Genomic DNA, 17,809 nt, shown 5'->3' on the forward strand with positions numbered 1-17,809 from the left:
CGTACTCTTATTTCTTACTAGCTATCCAAGTATTGATCTTTTTTTCTAGAAGCGCTAGCGGAATACATCCTGTTTCTAATACTTCTTTGTGGAATTCTCTAATGTTAAATGCATCACCTAAAGCTTCTGTGGCTTTAGCTCTGAGTTCGCGTATTTTTAACTGACCAATTTTATAGGATAGTGCTTGCCCTGGATTTGCCATATAGCGTTCAATTTCTGAAGTGATTCCCGCTTCACTTTCTGCTTCATTATCTAAGCAATATGTAATTGCTTTTTCTCTACTCCATCCTTTGGTATGAATTCCAGTATCTACAACAAGTCGTACAGCACGATGCATCTCGGCACCTAGCATCCCAAAAAGTTGATAAGGATCTGTGTAAAGACCTAGTTCTGTTCCTAATGACTCTGTATATAAGGCCCAGCCTTCACCATAGGCACTATACCATAATGTTTTTCTAAACTGAGGAAGCTCAGTACTCTCTTGTGTCAACGAAATTTGAAAATGATGACCCGGAATTGCTTCGTGTAAGAACAAAGACTCATCCGAATATACATTATACTTAGAAGCATCAGGAATAGGAGTGTAAAATATCCCCGGACGTGTGCCATCTAATGAACCAGGATTGTACTCTGCACTGGCAGATTTTTCTCTAAAAGCTTCTGTACGTCTAACCTCAAAAGGTGTTTTAGGTTGAAGGCTAAATAACTCGTCTACTTTAGGCTTCATCGTGGCGTGCATTTTATTAAAGTTTGCTATTACTTCTTCTGGAGTAGAAAAAGGCATTAACTCTTTGCTTGTACGTACATAGTCAAAAAAGGCTTTGAGATCTCCTTTAAAACCTACTTGCTCTTTAATTTTTTCCATCTCTGATCGAATGCGGGCTACTTCACTTAATCCTAAGTTATGAATCTCATCAGCACTCATTGTGGTGGTGGTAAAGTATTTTATTGCAAAATCATAATAGTTAGACCCATTAGGAAGATCACTAAATCCAGAAGATTCACGCCCGGCCTCCATGTATTCATTTGCCATGAATTTTGCCATGTTTGCATATGCAGGAACAACTTTATCTTGAATCATTGTAGTATACTCTGCTGTAATCGCTTTTTTATCTTCTTCAGAAATACCTTCAGGGAAATTTGTAATAGGTTTATAGAATAAATGTGAAGTGACATCAGACGTTGCAAGAGATTCCATCTGTGGGATCACTTTCTTGATCAATGATTTTGGAAGTACATATCCTTCTTTCATTCCTTGGCGCATGTTCTTTTCAGCACTGTCTAGCCAAACAAGATATTGATCTACTCTTTTTTGCCAGTTTCTATAATCTTCTACAGTTTTAAAAGGTTGTGCCCCTGCACCACTAGCTAATTGACCAAACATTAAATTCGGCGACCACATTTGATCAATAGGCATTAAATCTTTTTTGTAACCTAATAATTCAAGATTGACATCACAATCCCATTCTAATACAGCTTTGCTTAAAAGTTCTGTAGGAGTTAAACCTTCATCAGGATACTTAGATAGTTGTGATTTATAAGAAGTGTAATATTCTTTTATTTTGGCTTTATACTCAGAAGATAATACGTCAGGAAATTGATCATTATACCTGTTGTCTCCAGTCATGGTAGCGCTTAAAGGGTTTAATTTAAGGCCTTCTTCATAATAAGTATCAAGAAAATCTCCAAAGGCTACTCTTGTTGTTTCTGTTGAAGTTTCTGATGTTGTTGTCTCATTTTTACAGCTAATAAATGATAAGATCATACAGCTCGCAAGAACTAATTTTTTCATAATGTTTAGGGTATCAATTAAAACAACGAGTTAGATTGTTTTAGCGATTAAGTGTTTATTTAATTACTCAATAAAGATATGCATATTAGCCAATAAAAAAGCCTCCTTTAGTACAAAGAAGGCTTTTAATATATGTGTTTCATTATACGCTTTCGCGAAAGCGTACTAAGATATTTAAGCAACAGCTTCCTTAATACGTTTAATAGCTTCTTTTATTTGGTCTGAACTTGCAGCATAGGAAATTCTAATAGAATTTGGATTACCAAATGCTTCTCCTGTTACGGTTGCAACATTTGCATGTTCTAATAGATACATCGCAAAATCGGATGCATTTTGGATAGTAACCCCATTGAATGTTTTTCCAAAAAATGCAGTAACATCTGGGAAGACATAAAAAGCACCATCTGGTTCATTGCATGTAAAACCATCAATATCATTAAGAAGGTCTAGAATAAGTGAACGCCTATTCTTAAACTCATCAATCATGTATTGTACTTTACTTGGATCTGCTTCTAATGCGGTAATCACAGCGCGTTGAGCGATGCAATTGGCACCACTTGTAATTTGACCTTGCATTTTATTACAAGCTCTAGCTATTTTTGCAGGAGCTCCAATATATCCAATACGCCATCCCGTCATGGCAAAAGCTTTGGATACGCCATTTACAGTAACTGTACGGTCATACATATCTGGAAATTGAGCCATGCTTGCATGTCCACCTACGTAGTTGATATGCTCATATATTTCATCGCTTACCACCGTTATTTGTGGATACTTTACAAGTACATCAGCAAGGGCGCGTAATTCTTCTTTACTATATACAGATCCAGAAGGGTTACAAGGAGAGCTATACCACAACATCTTTGTTTTTGGAGTGATTGCAGCTTCCAGTTGTTCTGGAGTCATTTTAAAATCAGTTTCAATAGATGTTTTAACTTCTACAGGAACACCTTCTGCTATCTTTACAATGTCACTATAACTTACCCAGTATGGACATGGTAAAATGACCTCATCGCCAGGATTTAATACAACAAGAGCAACATTTGCTAAAGACTGTTTTGCGCCTGTAGATACTACTATTTGAGTTGGGTCATAGGTAAGGTGATTATCACGTTTAAACTTTGTGATAATGGCACTTTTAAGTTCTCCGTATCCGTCAACAGGGGTGTATGAATTATAATTGTCATTAATTGCCTGTATCGCAGCGTCTTTGATAAAATCAGGAGTGTTAAAGTCAGGTTCTCCAAGACTTAATCCTATAATGTCTTTTCCTTCGCTGCGAAGTTCTCTTGCTTTGGCAGCCATGGCAAGCGTGGCAGATGTTGCCATGCTGATAACGCGATTAGAAAGTATGCTCATTCTATGAAAATATGATGGATTGGATACTAATTATAAACTTTTAGCTATGCAGTCACTTTTACAGGTTGCATTCCCATTTCACGTAAATGACGGAAATGTGCCATAATAGCTTTGCGTGTAGTCTCATACTCAAAATACGGTAAGTTGAACTCTTTTGCAGTTTCTTTTACAATCTTACTAATTTTAGTATAATGTACGTGACTTACATGTGGGAATATATGATGTTCTACTTGGTGATTTAAACCTCCAGAAAACCAATTCATAATACGGTTTTTAGTAGAGAAGTTTACAGTAGTGAATAACTGGTGTATAGCCCACGTGTTTTTCATGGTACCTGTTTCATCTGGTAAAGGCATATGTGCTTCTTCTACCATATGTGCTAATTGAAATATCAAACTTAGAATTACCCCAGCAGTGTAATGCATGATAAAGAATCCTAATAATACTTTCCACCATACGATATCAGAAACAACCAAAGGAATTACAATCCACATACTGATATAGATGAGTTTTGTAATAACAAGTGTACTCCATTGTTTAGTAGGGCTCTGTAATTTCCCATATGATAATTTACGCTTCAGGTATCTTTTCATTTGTGTGATATCTGCAGTAATTACCCAGTTTATTGTAAGAAGTCCGTACAAAATAAATGAATAGTAATGCTGGAATTTGTGGTGTTTATGCCATTTTCCGTGCTTTGAAAAACGCAATACTCGTCCAGCTTCCATGTCTTCATCATGACCGTGTATATTTGTGTATGTGTGATGTAAGACATTGTGTTGTACTTGCCAATTGTATACATTACCTGCAAGAATGTAAATGCTACTTCCCATGAGTTTATTTACCCACTTTTTACTTGAGAATGAACCGTGATTTCCATCATGCATCACGTTCATTCCTACACCAGCCATTCCTATACCCATAACTACGGTTAAGAGTAATTGGACCCATCCAGGCATATCGAGTGTTAAGAATAAGAAATAAGGAGTTAAATACATTGCAAACATAACAATAGCTTTGCCGTATAATTTCCAGTTTCCTGTGCGTTTTATATTATTATCTTTAAAGTAAGTGTTTACACGCTTATTTAATGTTCTGAAGAATTTAGCAGAATCTACGCGTGAAAATTTAATAGTGGTTTCCATATAATAGTAAATAGTACCTTTTAGTTTAATACTTTCTCAAGGCATAATTATAATTGTTTTAAGGGGGTAGCTTTATGAAAAGCGGAAACTCAAAACGTATACTACAAAAATAACGATATATTCCAGAATCATACCTGTCTTCTGTGAAAATTAACGTGTAATTTAGGTACTTTTGTGAAAGAATTTTACCTTATGGATATCATTACAAAATACTTTCCAAATCTCACGGAAGAGCAAATAGCACAATTTTCAAAATTAAAGGACTTATATAAAGACTGGAATTTGAAGATAAATGTTGTAAGTCGTAAGGATATAGATGAAATCTATTTGCGTCATGTACTTCACTCTTTAGGTATTGCAAAAGTGATGAAATTTCAAGAAGGGGCTCACGTTTTAGATGTAGGAACTGGAGGGGGATTTCCTGGTATCCCATTAGCAATATTGTTTCCTGAAACTCAATTTCATCTTGTAGATAGTATTGGTAAGAAAATCAAAGTAGTAGATGAGGTAGTTCTGGGATTGGGACTTACGAATGTAAAAACTACAAATGATCGTGTAGAAAATGTACCAGGGCAATATGACTTTATAGTAAGTAGAGCGGTAGCGCAAATGGAAACGTTTGTTCGTTGGGTACGAAGCCACATTAAAAAGAAAAGTACACACGAACTTAAAAATGGATTATTATACTTAAAAGGAGGGGATTTGACAGAAGAGCTTGCAAAGTTCTCAAGTGCACAAATTTATAACCTTACATCATATTACGAAGAAGACTTTTTTGAAACAAAAAAAGTAGTATATCTTCCTATGAAATATAAAGGTTAATTTTTTTCTATTTTTCTTCTGAATCTAAAATATTGATAACCATTAGTTTAAATATTTAAATAAAATATTTTTTACTTTTTTTTTACACATTGGGCAACCTTTTTTAAAAACGTTGCGTCTATGTAAATAGAAACCATCTTATAGAATTGATGAAAGTCATACAATTTACAAACGAGAAACAACTCATTAAAAAAGCGATTAAGCAAGATCGATCTGCGCAGCGTCGTTTGTATGAGTTACATTCACCTAAAATGCTTAGTGTTTGTAGATACTATATAAAGGATATTCATCAAGCGGAAGAAGCAATGTGTAATGGGTTTTTAAAAGTATTTACATATTTACATAGTTTTAAACAAGAAGGAAGTTTTGAAGGATGGATTCGAAGAATAATGGTAAGAGAGAGTATTTCTTATTTGCGAACTGTTAAAAAATTATATTTCTCTGAAGATGGGGATTTTGAAACAGGTGATAGTGTAAATAATATAAAGAGTGAGTTGGATGTATCTCATATACAACAACTTATAGATGAATTGCCAGAAGGATATCGTGTTGTTTTTGTGATGTATGCAATAGAAGGGTATAAACATAAGGAAATAGCAAAATCATTAGGGATATCTGAGAGTACTTCAAAATCACAATTATTTAAAGCACGTAAGTTATTACAGTCTAAGTTAAACGCACAAAATAAATTAAGTTATGGCACCGATTAAGCTAGAAGATAATATGAAGGAGCGTTTAGAAGAGCGTACGATAGAGCCAACAATGGCTGCTTGGGATAAAATTTCCTCACAACTTGACATTGAGCAAGGAGCAAAAAAAAATAGACGCGTATTATGGATGTCTATTGCTGCTAGTTTTGTAGGAGGAGCTCTGATTGCATTGTTTGTATTTCAAAATATGGATACAATGGATACATCACCAGAATTAGTAAATACTGATAACGAGTCATTATTCTTAGATCCAACAAAAGAAACGGTAAAAGATCAAGGGATTAAAAATCAAAAGACGCAACAAATTGAAGAAGCAGTTGTACAAGAAACAACGACTTCAACTCAAGAATTAGAAGCTGAAAAGCAGAAAGATAAAACGAAGAGTGTAACTAAGAAAAACATAAAAACAGCTTCCTTAGGAATCAATAAGGATACTGTAATTGCACAAAATACTAAAGAGGCAACTAGTGTAAAACAAGAAACTGTAGTTGTATCTGTTCAAAAACAAGAGATTCAGAATACTACTACTATAGAAGATCCAAAAGATATTGAGAAAATAATAACTCAAAATACAGGAGAAGCAGTTGCTCAGGTAGGAAATAAAGAATCTGTTACAGATGTAGAAATTGAAGCGCTTCTTAAAGATGCGCAAAGAGAGATTGTAAGTAAACAAATATTCAATCAAAATACGAACACAGTAGATGCAAATGCCTTACTTCTAGACGTAGAAGCAGAGGTAGCACCAACATCTTTTAGGAACAAAATATTCGAAGTGATAGCCGAAGGATATGAAAAAGCAAAAGATGCAGTCGTTAATAGAAACAATTAGAAAAATAATTCATCAACAAGTTTTTTAAAATGCCTTAATCACGCATAATTTTAAGAAACATAATTCACTACCATTATGAAAAAAATAATAGTATTCGTCTTAGTGACGACCATGGGATTCTTTGCCCAAAATGTACAAGCTCAGAAAGTAAAAATGGAAACTTCTGAGGAGAAAATAGAAGTCTTAAAAGCGAGAAAAGACGAAGTTGTTGAACTTGAGAAAAAAGCGCTGAAACGTGAAGTGAGAGCTATCATGAATCGTCTGGATAAAGGGGAGATAACTGAGGAAAAAGCAGAAGAGCTTAAAAAAGAAGTTGCAGAAAAACGCGCTTTAAATATAGAAAACCGAATGGCAGTTATCGATAATCAAATTGCTTTATTAGAACGCAATGGAGTTTGGAGTAGTAATGTTGTTTGGGATGGTGAAGTTTTAAAAGATATTGTTAATAGAAGAAAAAATAGAAAACCAGAGCATTATAGACGTACACGTTCTGATTTTGTTTTTGCTTTTGGATTAAATAATACACTTGCAGACGGAAGATCTTTAGATGATTCTCCATATAGAATTGGAGGGAGTCGTTTTGCAGAATTAGGATGGGCTTGGACTACTCGTGTTTTTGAAAATAGTGGTTGGCTACGCGTTAAATATGGATTTTCATTCCAATTTAATGGGCTGAAACCTGAAGATGATCAATTTTTTGTAAGAGACGGAGATATGGTTGCATTGCAAGAATTTGATAGAAGCCTAGATAAGAGTAAATTAAGATTTGATAACCTAGTATTTCCAGTTCATTTTGAATTTGGTCCTTCAAGACGAAAAGAAAAAGGTGATGATGTAAGTTTTTCAACGCATAATAAATTTAAAATTGGAGTTGGAGGGTATGCTGGTTTCAATATTGGAACAGTACAAAAATTAAAATTTGATAATGATGAAGGTGATAAAGTGAAGCAGAAAAGCCGTGGAGGTTTGAATACAAATAACCTTGTATATGGTTTGAGTGGTTATTTAGGATATGATAATATAGGAATATATGTAAAATATGATCTTAATCCGGTCTTTAAAGACAATCTAGTAGATGAGCGAAATATATCATTAGGTCTTCGATTTGATTTGGATTAAGCAATAAGAAGCTACTTTGTTTCGATAAATTCCGTTTTTGTGAAGGTGTTCCGCTTTCGCGAAAGCGGAATTTTTTAATTAATTAAAAGGAGTTGTTTATTTCTTATTGATAGGGAAAGTTGTATAATGATCAATTATGCGATATGAAGTATCTTTGAGTAGCAACCAAATGTTATGAAGAAATTAATTGATAAGATACTAGCGTTAGAGAATATATCAAAAGAATTAGAACCTACTAAAAAAGAGAGAAACCTTCTCAATCAAGAAGTTCAGTCGTATGCAAATACGTTTATTGAAACGCTCAAAACAAAACCAGCTTTTAGCGAAGGGCAAGTGGATAGTGCTAAGCTAAAGATGAGTGCTAATAAACAGTCATTGACTACATTATTAACATCGTACGCTAGTGAAGTTGCAGATCAGGGCATTAAGCCAGCCTCCGGTGGACATCTTGGGTATATTCCTGGAGGCGGAATTTATACAGCAGCGCTGGCAGATTTTTTAGCAGCATTTACAAACGAATATGCAGGGATGTATTTTGGTTCGCCAGGTGCGGTCACAATAGAAAATGAATTGCTCGATTGGATGAAGAGTGTCTTTGGTTTCCCTAAAGAAGCCATCGGTAATTTAACGTCAGGAGGATCTATCGCAAACTTAATTGCATTAACTGCTGCTCGAGATAAACACCAAGTTAAAAACGAGAGAATACCCAAGAGTGTTATCTATATGAGTCCTCAGGTACATCATTGTATTCATAAAGCAATTCGGATTATAGGGATGGAAGATATTCAGGTTCGTTTGTTAAAACTTGATACCTCATCAAAAATAGATTCGAAAACATTAAGTGAGGCAATCGAGCAAGATCTTCAAGATGGATTACACCCTTTTATGATCATCGCCTCTGCAGGAACAACAGATACAGGAGCTATAGATCCTTTAGAGGAAATAGGAAATATCGCAAAACAGCATAATCTGTGGTATCATATAGATGGAGCATATGGAGGGTTTTTTATACTCTGTGATGAGAAAAAAGAACTCTTTAAAGGAATTGAAATGGCCGATTCCCTAGTGATAGACCCTCATAAAAGTTTGTTTATTCCTTATGGATTAGGTGCTGTTTTAATAAAAGACAAAGAAGCTGTTTTTCACTCCCACCATTATACTGCAAACTACATGCAAGATGCTATTATGGATATGCAAATTAATCCAGCCGATGTATCTCCCGAGTTGACAAAACATTTTAGAGGATTAAGATTGTGGTTGCCTCTACAGCTTCATGGATTAGAACCTTTTGTTGCTTGTTTGGATGAAAAATTATTGTTGACAACCTATTTTAGAAACCAATTAGAAATCATAGGATTCAAGTTAGGACCTGAACCAGATTTATCAGTAAGTTATTTTTGGTATCCAGTAGAGGGAGTAGATGAAAATACTTTTAATGAAAAACTAATGGAATTTATGCATCAAGATGGAAGTGTATTCTTAAGTTCCACGAGAATAGAAGATAAGTTTGTGATTAGAATGGCTATACTTTCCTTTAGAACAAAAATAACGACAATAGATAATGCTATCGTTATGATAAAAAAGTGCTTGACTTTGACAATAGCGCATTTTGGAATGTAAGCTGTTTCTAAAAAACCAAATTATGTAATAAATACAAGGTGTTTAAAGGTGTTGCGCTTTCGCGAAAGCGGAATCATTCCTAGGTAAAATAAAATCTAAACTGTAACAATTCATTAATAAAATGGTCACTAAATAAACCATTTTATTATGAAAATCACAAAGCCATTCTTGTTGATCTTTATGATCTTCCCATTTTTTGTTTATTCCCAATCTCGTTTTTCAGGAGATCCATTACAAGCGCAATTTGTAACTGAAGATGTAGATAGCTTTTGGAAAGCTTATGATATCTGGAAAAAAGAAGGAGGTAATCCATTTAAGGAGTATGTAGAAAATGGAACTTTAGGAGTGAAGGGATTTCTTCAAAGTCGTATTGAAAATGCAGATTCTCTGCTTGCTATGGTCAAGCGTCATGAGCAAAGATATCTTGATCGAAGAAATTCATTGCAAGATTTAACAAAAAAAAGAAAACAAATTCAAGCTGCTTATGCTTCTATTAAATATTGGTATCCAGAAGTTAAATTTCCACCAGTGTATTTTGTGGTAGGTCGTTTTAATAGTGGAGGTACAGTTTCAGATGATGGGATCATAATAGGAGCAGAAAAGTTGTCTAGTCTAGATTGGATAAAAGAATTAGTTACACACGAATTGGTTCATTTTCAACAGAAATATGAAGGGCCTGATAATCTACTTAAACAGGCAATAAAGGAAGGTAGTGCAGATTTTATTGCAGAACTGGCTTCTGGTGAGCAAAATAATTTAGAGGCATTTATGTATGGTGAAGCACATGAAGATGAGCTCAAAAAAGAATTTGCACTTCTAATGGAAGGAGATGACAATACAGATTGGTTATATTCAACAAGCGGAAAAGATAATCGCCCCAATGATTTAGGATATTGGATAGGCTACAAGATAACTGAGGCTTATTGGGAAAAACAAACAGATAAGCATAAAGCCATGCAAGATATTATGCATGTAAAAGATCCTAAAGGGTTTTTGCTTAAAAGCCAATACTTAGATGATGCTATAGCTATTGTAAACCGCATGTCTGAAGTAGATAAAACGATTCTTAAGTATAAAGTTAGTAAGGAGACATTTCCTATTAAGGTTATGGTGAAAGTACCTAATATAACTGATGAGGTATATATCTCGGGTTATCAACCTCAGCTAGGGAATGCGCAACCTAATAAAGTAAAGTTTAATAAAGTAGATGAATATACACGTGTTCTTGAAGTAAAAGTGCATTCACCTGCTCGTTTTGTTTTGACAAATGGCAGTTGGAGTGGAGTGGGCGTTGTAAAAGGGATCCAGCCTTATGAAACAATTACGGTACTTCCAGAAAAAGAATCCCAAATCACATACCAAGTTACACGTTGGGTATCGTGGGAATAAGGTGAAAATTTATAAAGGTCCGCTTTCGCGAAAGCAGATTTTTCTTTACTTATAGATTTTTTAAAGTATCATCTAGCTTTTTCCTATTTTTACAGACTAACCCTTTTTTAAATTGATCTCAAAAGAAACGATAGATAAAGTATTTGAAACTGCTCGTGTAGAGGAGGTGATAGGGGATTTTGTGGTGCTTAAAAAATCAGGGAGTAATTTTAAAGGATTAAGTCCTTTTTCTGATGAGCGTACTCCTAGTTTTATGGTGTCTCCGGTTAAACAGATATGGAAAGATTTTTCCAGCGGAAAAGGAGGAAACTCAGTAGCATTCTTAATGGAGCACGAGCATTTTACCTACCCAGAGGCTATAAAGTATCTTGCCAAAAAATACAATATAGAAGTAGAAGAGACCGAGCAAAGTGACGACCAAAAAGAGCAAGCAACCCTTAGGGAGAGTTTATATGTTGTAAGTGAATATGCACGTGATTACTATCATAATACATTACTTAACTCAGAACAAGGGAAAGCCATTGGAGGAACGTATTTTAAAGAACGTGGATTTACGCCAGAGACGATTAAGAAATTTCAATTAGGATACAATTTAGATCAATGGGATGCTTTTACAAGTGAAGCATTACGTAAAGGATATAAATTAGAGTTTTTAGAAAAGACAGGACTCACGATTGTAAAAGAAGAAAAGCAATTTGACCGTTTTAAAGGACGTGTTATGTTTCCTATTCATTCTATGAGTGGTCGTGTGTTAGGATTTGGAGGGCGTATTTTGACAACTACTAAAAAAGCAGCAAAATACCTAAATTCTCCAGAGAGTGATATCTATTATAAAAGTAAAGTGTTGTATGGTATTTATTATGCTAAACAATCTATTGCAAAAGAAGATAATTGTTATTTGGTAGAAGGGTATACAGATGTAATACAGATGCATCAATCTGGTATCGAAAATGTAGTGTCTTCCTCTGGAACCGCACTTACCCCGGAGCAAATCCGATTAATTAATAGACTTACAAAAAATATTACAGTACTGTTTGATGGTGATGAAGCAGGACAACGTGCAGCCATACGCGGTATCGATTTGATCCTTGAACAAGGAATGAATGTAAAGGTATGCTCTTTTCCAGAGGGAGAAGATCCTGATAGCTTTTCGCGAAAGCATACCAAAGAACAAATTCTTGCATACTTTAACGAAAATGCAAAAGATTTTATACAGTATAAGGCAAACCTTCTGGTAGAAGAAGCTGCTGGAGATCCTATTAAAAAGGCAAGTACGGTAAGAGACATGGTAGAAAGTATTTCTAAAATACCAGATACTATAAAACGAGAGATTTATGTGCAAGAATGTTCTCGTATTATGGAGGTTTCTGAGTCTGTACTGTATGATACACTTGCGCAGATTTTAAAAAAGAATAAAAATGAAGCTGTAAAAAAGGAGAAAGCAGCGACTACTTCGGAGCCTTTTTCTACAGTGCCAGATCAGATGCCTAATCAAATAGAAAAAGTAGATGTTCTTTACGAGTTGGAACGTAAACTTATTGAAGCATTGTTAGTGTATGGTCAGGAAGAAGAAGACTTTGAAGACTTGGTGTTGAAAGAAACGGAAGATGGAGCCTTAGAGCTAGAGCCTGTTATAAGTAAAGCAAAAGTATTTGAAAAGATATATCTTGATCTACAAGATGATGAGGTGGCGTTTACAAATGATTTATTTAGATCTCTATATGCAAAAATTATAGAAAAGCTGCATCAAGATGATCACTTTAGGATTGAAACTTTTATTAATGATTTGCCACCCGAAGAAGCTTCCGAAATTTCTAATATTATTCTCAGTTACGAAAAATATGATCTACACCGTTGGGTAGATAGGGAAGTGTATGTAAAGACACGAGATAAATCAGTTGCGCAATTTGTGTCAGAAATTGTATTTAGTTTGAGAGGGTATTTGATAGCAAAGAAAATACATGATTTATCTACAGAAGTATCAAGTACAACTAATAATAGAGAGCTATTAAGTGATATTAGAGATTACATAAGTCTCAAGAAATTAATTCATGAGAAATTAGGTAGAGTGTTTGCTGCTAAAATGAATTAAATACTTGTGGTATTTTGTAATAAACGAGCGTGCTTGATTAACTCGGCTACGTTCTGAGCTTCTAGTTTTTTAAGCAAACGCATTTTGTAAGTACTTACTGTCTTCTCATTAATATTTAAATTGGCAGCAATTTCCTTATTGCGTTTCCCATTTGATAAAAGATTAAGTACTTCAATCTCTCTACTAGATAGCTTCATGTATTTATAAGCAAGACCTTGTGTAGTGTTACCGTCACTTATAAGTCGTTTACTTAGAGCTTCGTTGAGATAAATTCCGCCTCGTTGAATTTGATTTACTGCATCTAGTACACGTTGGATAGAAGCTGTTTTTGAAACATACCCAGCAGCCCCATATTTGATAGCACTGAGCGCATACATTTCTTCAGGGTGGCAACTTAAGACAAGAATTTTTACATGAGGAAACTCTCTCTTTATAGCTTTTATAGCTGTAATGCTATTGAGATTTGGGATATCTATTTCAAGTATTAGAATATCCACTTCTGTTTTTGTAAGTACTTTTAATAAATCATTTCCGTCACTTATAGAGTTTATGACTTCGTAATTTTCTTCTGTGTTTAAAATTGAGGTAATACCTTTCCTAGTAATAGGGTGGTGGTCCGCAATTAGAACTTTGTCCATGGTAATATGTGTTTCAATATGTTACAGAACAAGTCATTTAAGGGGGGAACTTGTTTAGGGTTCTCAAACTTACAAAGAAAAGAGTCGGAAGTTGCAATTTTTAATTACAAATCGATAAAATGTTTATTTAAATAGATGAACGGGTATTTTACATACTGGAATTGGGTTCATTTTGTGTTGGTTTGCATTATTTAACTTTTTATAGAGGGTGAAAACACGCTTTTCTTCCCCTTCAAAATCGGTATTTTCTTTACCCATTTCGTCTTGTAACATGGCCCATTCTAATTGATCATATGTTGCTCCAATTTGATCTTCGTCTGTACGATCGTCTCCCCATAATCCATCGGTAGGTTTTGCTTGTTGAATGCTTTTTGGTACTTGTACTTCGGCAGCAAGTTTGTATACTTCAGATTTCATTAAGTCTGCAATTGGACTAAGATCTACACCGCCATCTCCGTATTTTGTGTAAAAACCTACTCCAAAATCTTCTACTTTATTTCCTGTTCCTGCGACGAGGTATTTATGTAATCCAGCAAAATAATATAGGGTAGTCATACGCATTCTCGCGCGAGCATTGGCAAGACTTAGAAATAAGTTCTCATTGTCAGAGGCATCGGGAACCGCGGTTTTAAAAGTCTCAAAGAAAGGGGTGAGATCTACTTCGATACTGGAAACATTAGGGAAGCGCTTTTTTAATTGAGCGATATGTTCTCTTCCTCTCGAAACTTGACTTTGCGCTTGATGAATAGGCATTTCTACGCAAAGTGTTGGAAATCCTGTTTTTGCGCAAAGTGTAGAGGTGAGTGCGCTGTCTATTCCACCGCTTATTCCTATTACAAAACCACTCATTTTAGCATTAGTGGCGTATTCTTTTAACCAATTTACGATATGATCTACTACTTTATCGGCTTGCATATATGTGTCTTTAAGTTTGTAACCCGTATTTTTGCATTTTAAAATGACAGGTAAAAAATGAATTTTATTTTCTTGCGTTTAAGAAGTCTAAAGATACAAATTCACATGAAGAAAATACTTGGTGCTGTATTGATTTTAATTGCTACTGTCGGATGCAAAAATGATAAGCAGTTACATGCTGATATAGCAAATATAGTGGTAGAAATGCCAGTAGATCGCTTTGATCGCTTATTTGCAAATGTTACTCCAGAAGGATTACCTGCTTTGAAAAGTAACTATCCCTATTTGTTTTCAAAGCAATATAGCGATGAATTTTGGGTAGCAAAACTTTCAGATACGCTTCAAAAAGAACTAGAACGCGAAGTAGATCTTGCGTTTAAGAATACAGAACAGGTAGAGCAGGATTTGGAGCTTCTTTATAAACATATTTTATATTACTTTCCTCAAACCCCAGTGCCTAAGGTGATTAGTATTATTACAGAAGTAAGGAATAAAGTAGTGCTTACAGATGATTTATTACTTATAGGATTAGATAATTATTTAGGGGAAGATCATTATTTCTACGAAGGTGTTCAGACGTATAAATCAAAAAACTTTAGGAAAGAACAAATAGATGTTGACGTGGCGTACGCTTTCGCGAAAGCAAAAGTATCCCAACCACAAACAGCTACATTTTTAGATCAAATCGTATATGAAGGGAAATTGTTATACTTAACGGAAATCTTATTGAGTCAGAAGCCCATTCATGAAGTTTTATCATATACGGCAGATGAATATTCTTTTGCAGAAGAGAATGAAGTAAATATGTGGGAGTATTTTGTCTCTAGTAAAAGTTTATATAGCACAGATAGGAAATTGCGTTCAAGATTTATAGATCCAGCGCCTTTTTCAAAATTTTATTTAGAATTTGATAATGAAACCCCAGGAAGGTTGGGTAGGTATATAGGATATAAGATAGTGACATCATATATGAATAAAAATGATGTTGCTCTTAAAGCAATGTTACTGCAGGATGCAGAAACAATTTTTAATAATGCAAAATACAAACCTTAATTATGGCAATTAAGCATAAGACAGCTATAAAAATCGCAATAGAATTAGATGAAAATAGAGTGCCAGAAAAAATGGCATGGACCGCTAGAGATGGAGGGGTGGCAGACGAGCCAGCTAAATCTATGTTGCTTTCATTATGGGATCATGAAAACCAAGAAGCCGTAAGTATTGATTTATGGACAAAAGATATGCCTGTAGATGAGATGCAAGTCTTTTTTCATCAGACACTTGTTGGGATGACAAATACCTTTAGAAGAGCAACGGGAAATGACAAGATGAGTGATACGATGAAAGATTTTTGTGATTATTTTGCAGAGCATCTTAATCTTAAAAAAGAGTAGTTATATATGATGAGTGACAAAGATGGTAATGTGTAATTTTAAACTATGAGAAAGCTGCTCTTTGTCTATAATGCAAATTCAGGAATTGTAAATAACTGGCTAGATATAGCGCATAAAGTAGTGAGTCCTGCAACCTACGAGTGTGATTTGTGTAGCTTGACACACGGTAGTTTTTCTGAAAAACGAATCTGGAAAAAATTTCGAGATACCAACCTCATCGATATGGAGTTTTATCACAAAGATGAGTTTCTAAAGAAGTTTAAATCAAAATGGTTGCCTAAGTATACATTCCCAATTATCTTAATTTCAGATGAGCAAGGATTGCATCCTTTTATGCATGCACAAGATTTTAAAGAAATAGAATCAGTAGAAGTGTTAATAGAAAAGATCAGAAGTTTTGTAACCCAATTAGATACTAGTGCTCAAGATTAGCATTTATTTCCCCTATATAATTTAGGATTTCCTCTTGACCCATATTTTTTGATGAGCTACTTACAAAGTAATTAGGAAATTCAAACCAAGCACCTTCTAATAAGGTCTTCTTATAATGCTCGATGTTGCGTTCTAAAGCATTAGGTTTGAGTTTATCTGCTTTTGTGAATATAATTGAAAACGGAATTTCTCGCTCTCCTAAATATTCCATAAAATCAACATCAATAGGTTGAGGGTCGTGACGACAATCTACTAGAACAAAGGCAGAAATTAATTGTCTTCGTTGTTCAAAATAATCAGTAATGAATTTCTGAAAATACTTTTTGTCTTTTTTAGAAACACGTGCATATCCATAACCAGGTAAGTCAACAAGATGCCAATTTTTATTAATCAAAAAATGATTGATAAGCTGTGTCTTTCCTGGTCTTCCTGAAGTTTTTGCAAGGTTTTTTCGACTGGTGAGCATATTGATTAAAGACGACTTCCCAACATTAGATCTTCCTATAAAAGCATACTCAGGAATCATAGTGTTTGGACACTTTGCTGCATCAGAGTTGCTTATTACAAATTCTGCCGATTTGATTTGCATGATAAAAGTATATTAGAAACTACGTTTCTTTAACCAACTTAGTAATGTCTCATTAAAAACGTCTGGTTGCTCCATCATGGCTGCATGACCACATTTGTCTATCCAAAATAAATCAGAATCAGGGAGTAACTTGTTAAAGTCTTCAGCTACTTCTGGAGGTGTGACACTATCTTGTTTTCCCCAAATGATACAGGTAGGTGTATGCATATCGGGAAGGTCTTGCGCCATATTATGACGTATCGCACTTTTTGCGATAGCCAATGTTTTTAGTAGTTTATTTCTGTCGTTTACGGTGTCATACACTTCATCTACAATCTCTTTGGTTGCAATTTCAGGATTGTAGAAAACACCTTGCGCTTTCTTTTTGATGTATTCGTAATCGCCACGTTTAGGGTAGCTTTCTCCCATGGCACTTTCGTATAAACCAGAACTCCCAGTAATAACGAGACCTTTTACTTTTTCTGGATATACTTTGGTATGATATAATCCAACATGACCTCCCATTGAGTTTCCTAACAGGATAACCTCATCATAATTTTTGTGATCAATGAACTCTTTAAGGTATTTAGCAAAGCTTTTTACTCCCGTTTTTATAAGCGGCATAGAATACACAGGTAATTCTGGAATGACCACTTTATATTCATTTTTAGAGAAGAAATCGGTAACAGCGTCAAAGTTGCTTAACCCGCCCATTAATCCATGCAGGATAATGATTGGAGTACCTTCACCTTCTTCTAAATAAGTGAATTTGCCTTCGGTTTTTAGTTCGTGCTTCATAGTTGTGGTTAAGCCTAAGCTCAATGGCAAATATAGGTATTTCCCTCGTATTGCAATCTTTATTTTGTAAATGCTTTGAAAGTAAAAAGTTGTCGTGATTTTTCAGCAAAACTATCATGCTGTAAACGTTAAATTTTTCTGTATACGCTTTCGCGAAAGCGTACGAAGGAACCTCAAAATAGTTGTA

At 34.6% G+C, this 17,809-nt stretch carries 17 protein-coding genes; 10 read left to right on the top strand and 7 right to left on the bottom strand.

Features of this window, described 5'->3' with window-relative positions:
• Nucleotides 1-7 precede the first annotated feature (7 nt).
• The 3 genes from Q1A60_RS01690 to Q1A60_RS01700 all read right to left on the bottom strand — a co-directional run bounded on the left by Q1A60_RS01690 (nt 8) and on the right by Q1A60_RS01700 (nt 4,296).
• Nucleotides 8-1,792 carry a DUF885 domain-containing protein gene (locus Q1A60_RS01690; protein ID WP_299763321.1) on the bottom strand — a complete coding sequence of 595 codons (1,785 nt, stop codon included), beginning with the start codon at nt 1,790-1,792 and terminating at the stop codon, nt 8-10.
• Between the two features lie 174 nt (nt 1,793-1,966).
• A complete protein-coding gene (locus tag Q1A60_RS01695) occupies nt 1,967-3,151 on the bottom strand; it encodes a pyridoxal phosphate-dependent aminotransferase (protein WP_299763323.1) in 1,185 nt (394 codons plus the stop codon).
• Between the two features lie 44 nt (nt 3,152-3,195).
• On the bottom strand, nt 3,196-4,296 hold the full coding sequence (locus Q1A60_RS01700; protein ID WP_299763325.1) for an acyl-CoA desaturase: 1,101 nt from the start codon (nt 4,294-4,296) through the stop codon (nt 3,196-3,198).
• A 192-nt stretch (nt 4,297-4,488) separates the two neighbouring features.
• Between Q1A60_RS01700 and rsmG the strand changes: the two genes are divergently transcribed.
• From rsmG to dnaG, 7 genes are all read left to right on the top strand, one after another.
• Nucleotides 4,489-5,118, top strand: coding sequence for a 16S rRNA (guanine(527)-N(7))-methyltransferase RsmG (gene rsmG, locus Q1A60_RS01705; RefSeq protein ID WP_299763328.1), 630 nt, complete (start codon nt 4,489-4,491; stop codon nt 5,116-5,118).
• A gap of 149 nt (nt 5,119-5,267) precedes the next feature.
• On the top strand, nt 5,268-5,828 hold the full coding sequence (locus tag Q1A60_RS01710) for an RNA polymerase sigma factor (RefSeq protein ID WP_299763330.1): 561 nt from the start codon (nt 5,268-5,270) through the stop codon (nt 5,826-5,828).
• Nucleotides 5,815-6,657, top strand: coding sequence for a hypothetical protein (locus Q1A60_RS01715; protein ID WP_299763332.1), 843 nt, complete (start codon nt 5,815-5,817; stop codon nt 6,655-6,657). The genes Q1A60_RS01710 and Q1A60_RS01715 overlap by 14 nt, the downstream gene beginning before the upstream one ends.
• A gap of 75 nt (nt 6,658-6,732) precedes the next feature.
• Nucleotides 6,733-7,776, top strand: a complete 1,044-nt coding sequence (locus Q1A60_RS01720) for a hypothetical protein (protein WP_299763334.1) — start codon at nt 6,733-6,735, stop codon at nt 7,774-7,776.
• A 174-nt stretch (nt 7,777-7,950) separates the two neighbouring features.
• The gene (locus tag Q1A60_RS01725) at nt 7,951-9,396 is read left to right on the top strand and encodes an aminotransferase class I/II-fold pyridoxal phosphate-dependent enzyme (protein ID WP_299763336.1); all 1,446 of its coding nucleotides are present in this window, start codon (nt 7,951-7,953) and stop codon (nt 9,394-9,396) included.
• Nucleotides 9,397-9,543: 147 nt separating this feature from the next.
• The gene (locus Q1A60_RS01730; RefSeq protein WP_299763338.1) at nt 9,544-10,785 is read left to right on the top strand and encodes a DUF2268 domain-containing putative Zn-dependent protease; all 1,242 of its coding nucleotides are present in this window, start codon (nt 9,544-9,546) and stop codon (nt 10,783-10,785) included.
• Nucleotides 10,786-10,897: 112 nt separating this feature from the next.
• Nucleotides 10,898-12,877, top strand: a complete 1,980-nt coding sequence (gene dnaG / locus Q1A60_RS01735) for a DNA primase (RefSeq protein ID WP_299763340.1) — start codon at nt 10,898-10,900, stop codon at nt 12,875-12,877.
• Here the strand turns inward: dnaG and Q1A60_RS01740 are convergent.
• On the bottom strand, nt 12,874-13,515 hold the full coding sequence (locus Q1A60_RS01740; protein ID WP_299763342.1) for a response regulator transcription factor: 642 nt from the start codon (nt 13,513-13,515) through the stop codon (nt 12,874-12,876). The genes dnaG and Q1A60_RS01740 overlap by 4 nt on opposite strands.
• 123 nt (nt 13,516-13,638) lie before the next feature.
• Nucleotides 13,639-14,430, bottom strand: a complete 792-nt coding sequence (nadE, locus tag Q1A60_RS01745) for an NAD(+) synthase (protein ID WP_299763344.1) — start codon at nt 14,428-14,430, stop codon at nt 13,639-13,641.
• Nucleotides 14,431-14,535: 105 nt separating this feature from the next.
• On the opposite strand from nadE, the gene gldB reads away from it, so the two are divergent.
• The 3 genes from gldB to Q1A60_RS01760 are packed head-to-tail and all read left to right on the top strand — an operon-like array spanning nt 14,536 to nt 16,256.
• Nucleotides 14,536-15,483: a gliding motility lipoprotein GldB gene (gene gldB, locus Q1A60_RS01750; RefSeq protein WP_299763346.1), complete on the top strand. Its 948-nt coding sequence runs from the start codon at nt 14,536-14,538 to the stop codon at nt 15,481-15,483.
• A gap of 2 nt (nt 15,484-15,485) precedes the next feature.
• On the top strand, nt 15,486-15,824 hold the full coding sequence (gldC, locus tag Q1A60_RS01755) for a gliding motility protein GldC (RefSeq protein WP_299763348.1): 339 nt from the start codon (nt 15,486-15,488) through the stop codon (nt 15,822-15,824).
• Between the two features lie 45 nt (nt 15,825-15,869).
• Nucleotides 15,870-16,256, top strand: a complete 387-nt coding sequence (locus Q1A60_RS01760; protein WP_299763350.1) for a GTPase — start codon at nt 15,870-15,872, stop codon at nt 16,254-16,256.
• Here Q1A60_RS01760 and yihA read toward each other — a convergent pair.
• Both yihA and Q1A60_RS01770 read right to left on the bottom strand, forming a co-directional pair.
• A complete protein-coding gene (yihA, locus tag Q1A60_RS01765; protein WP_299763352.1) occupies nt 16,240-16,845 on the bottom strand; it encodes a ribosome biogenesis GTP-binding protein YihA/YsxC in 606 nt (201 codons plus the stop codon). The two genes, Q1A60_RS01760 and yihA, sit on opposite strands and share 17 nt — an antisense overlap.
• 12 nt (nt 16,846-16,857) lie before the next feature.
• Entirely contained in the window at nt 16,858-17,622 is a 765-nt protein-coding gene (locus Q1A60_RS01770; RefSeq protein WP_299763354.1) for an alpha/beta hydrolase, read from the bottom strand.
• Between the last annotated feature and the right edge of the window lie 187 nt (nt 17,623-17,809).

Source organism: uncultured Dokdonia sp. (assembly GCF_947492535.1).
In the GTDB taxonomy this organism is placed as follows: Bacteria; Bacteroidota; Bacteroidia; order Flavobacteriales; family Flavobacteriaceae; genus Dokdonia.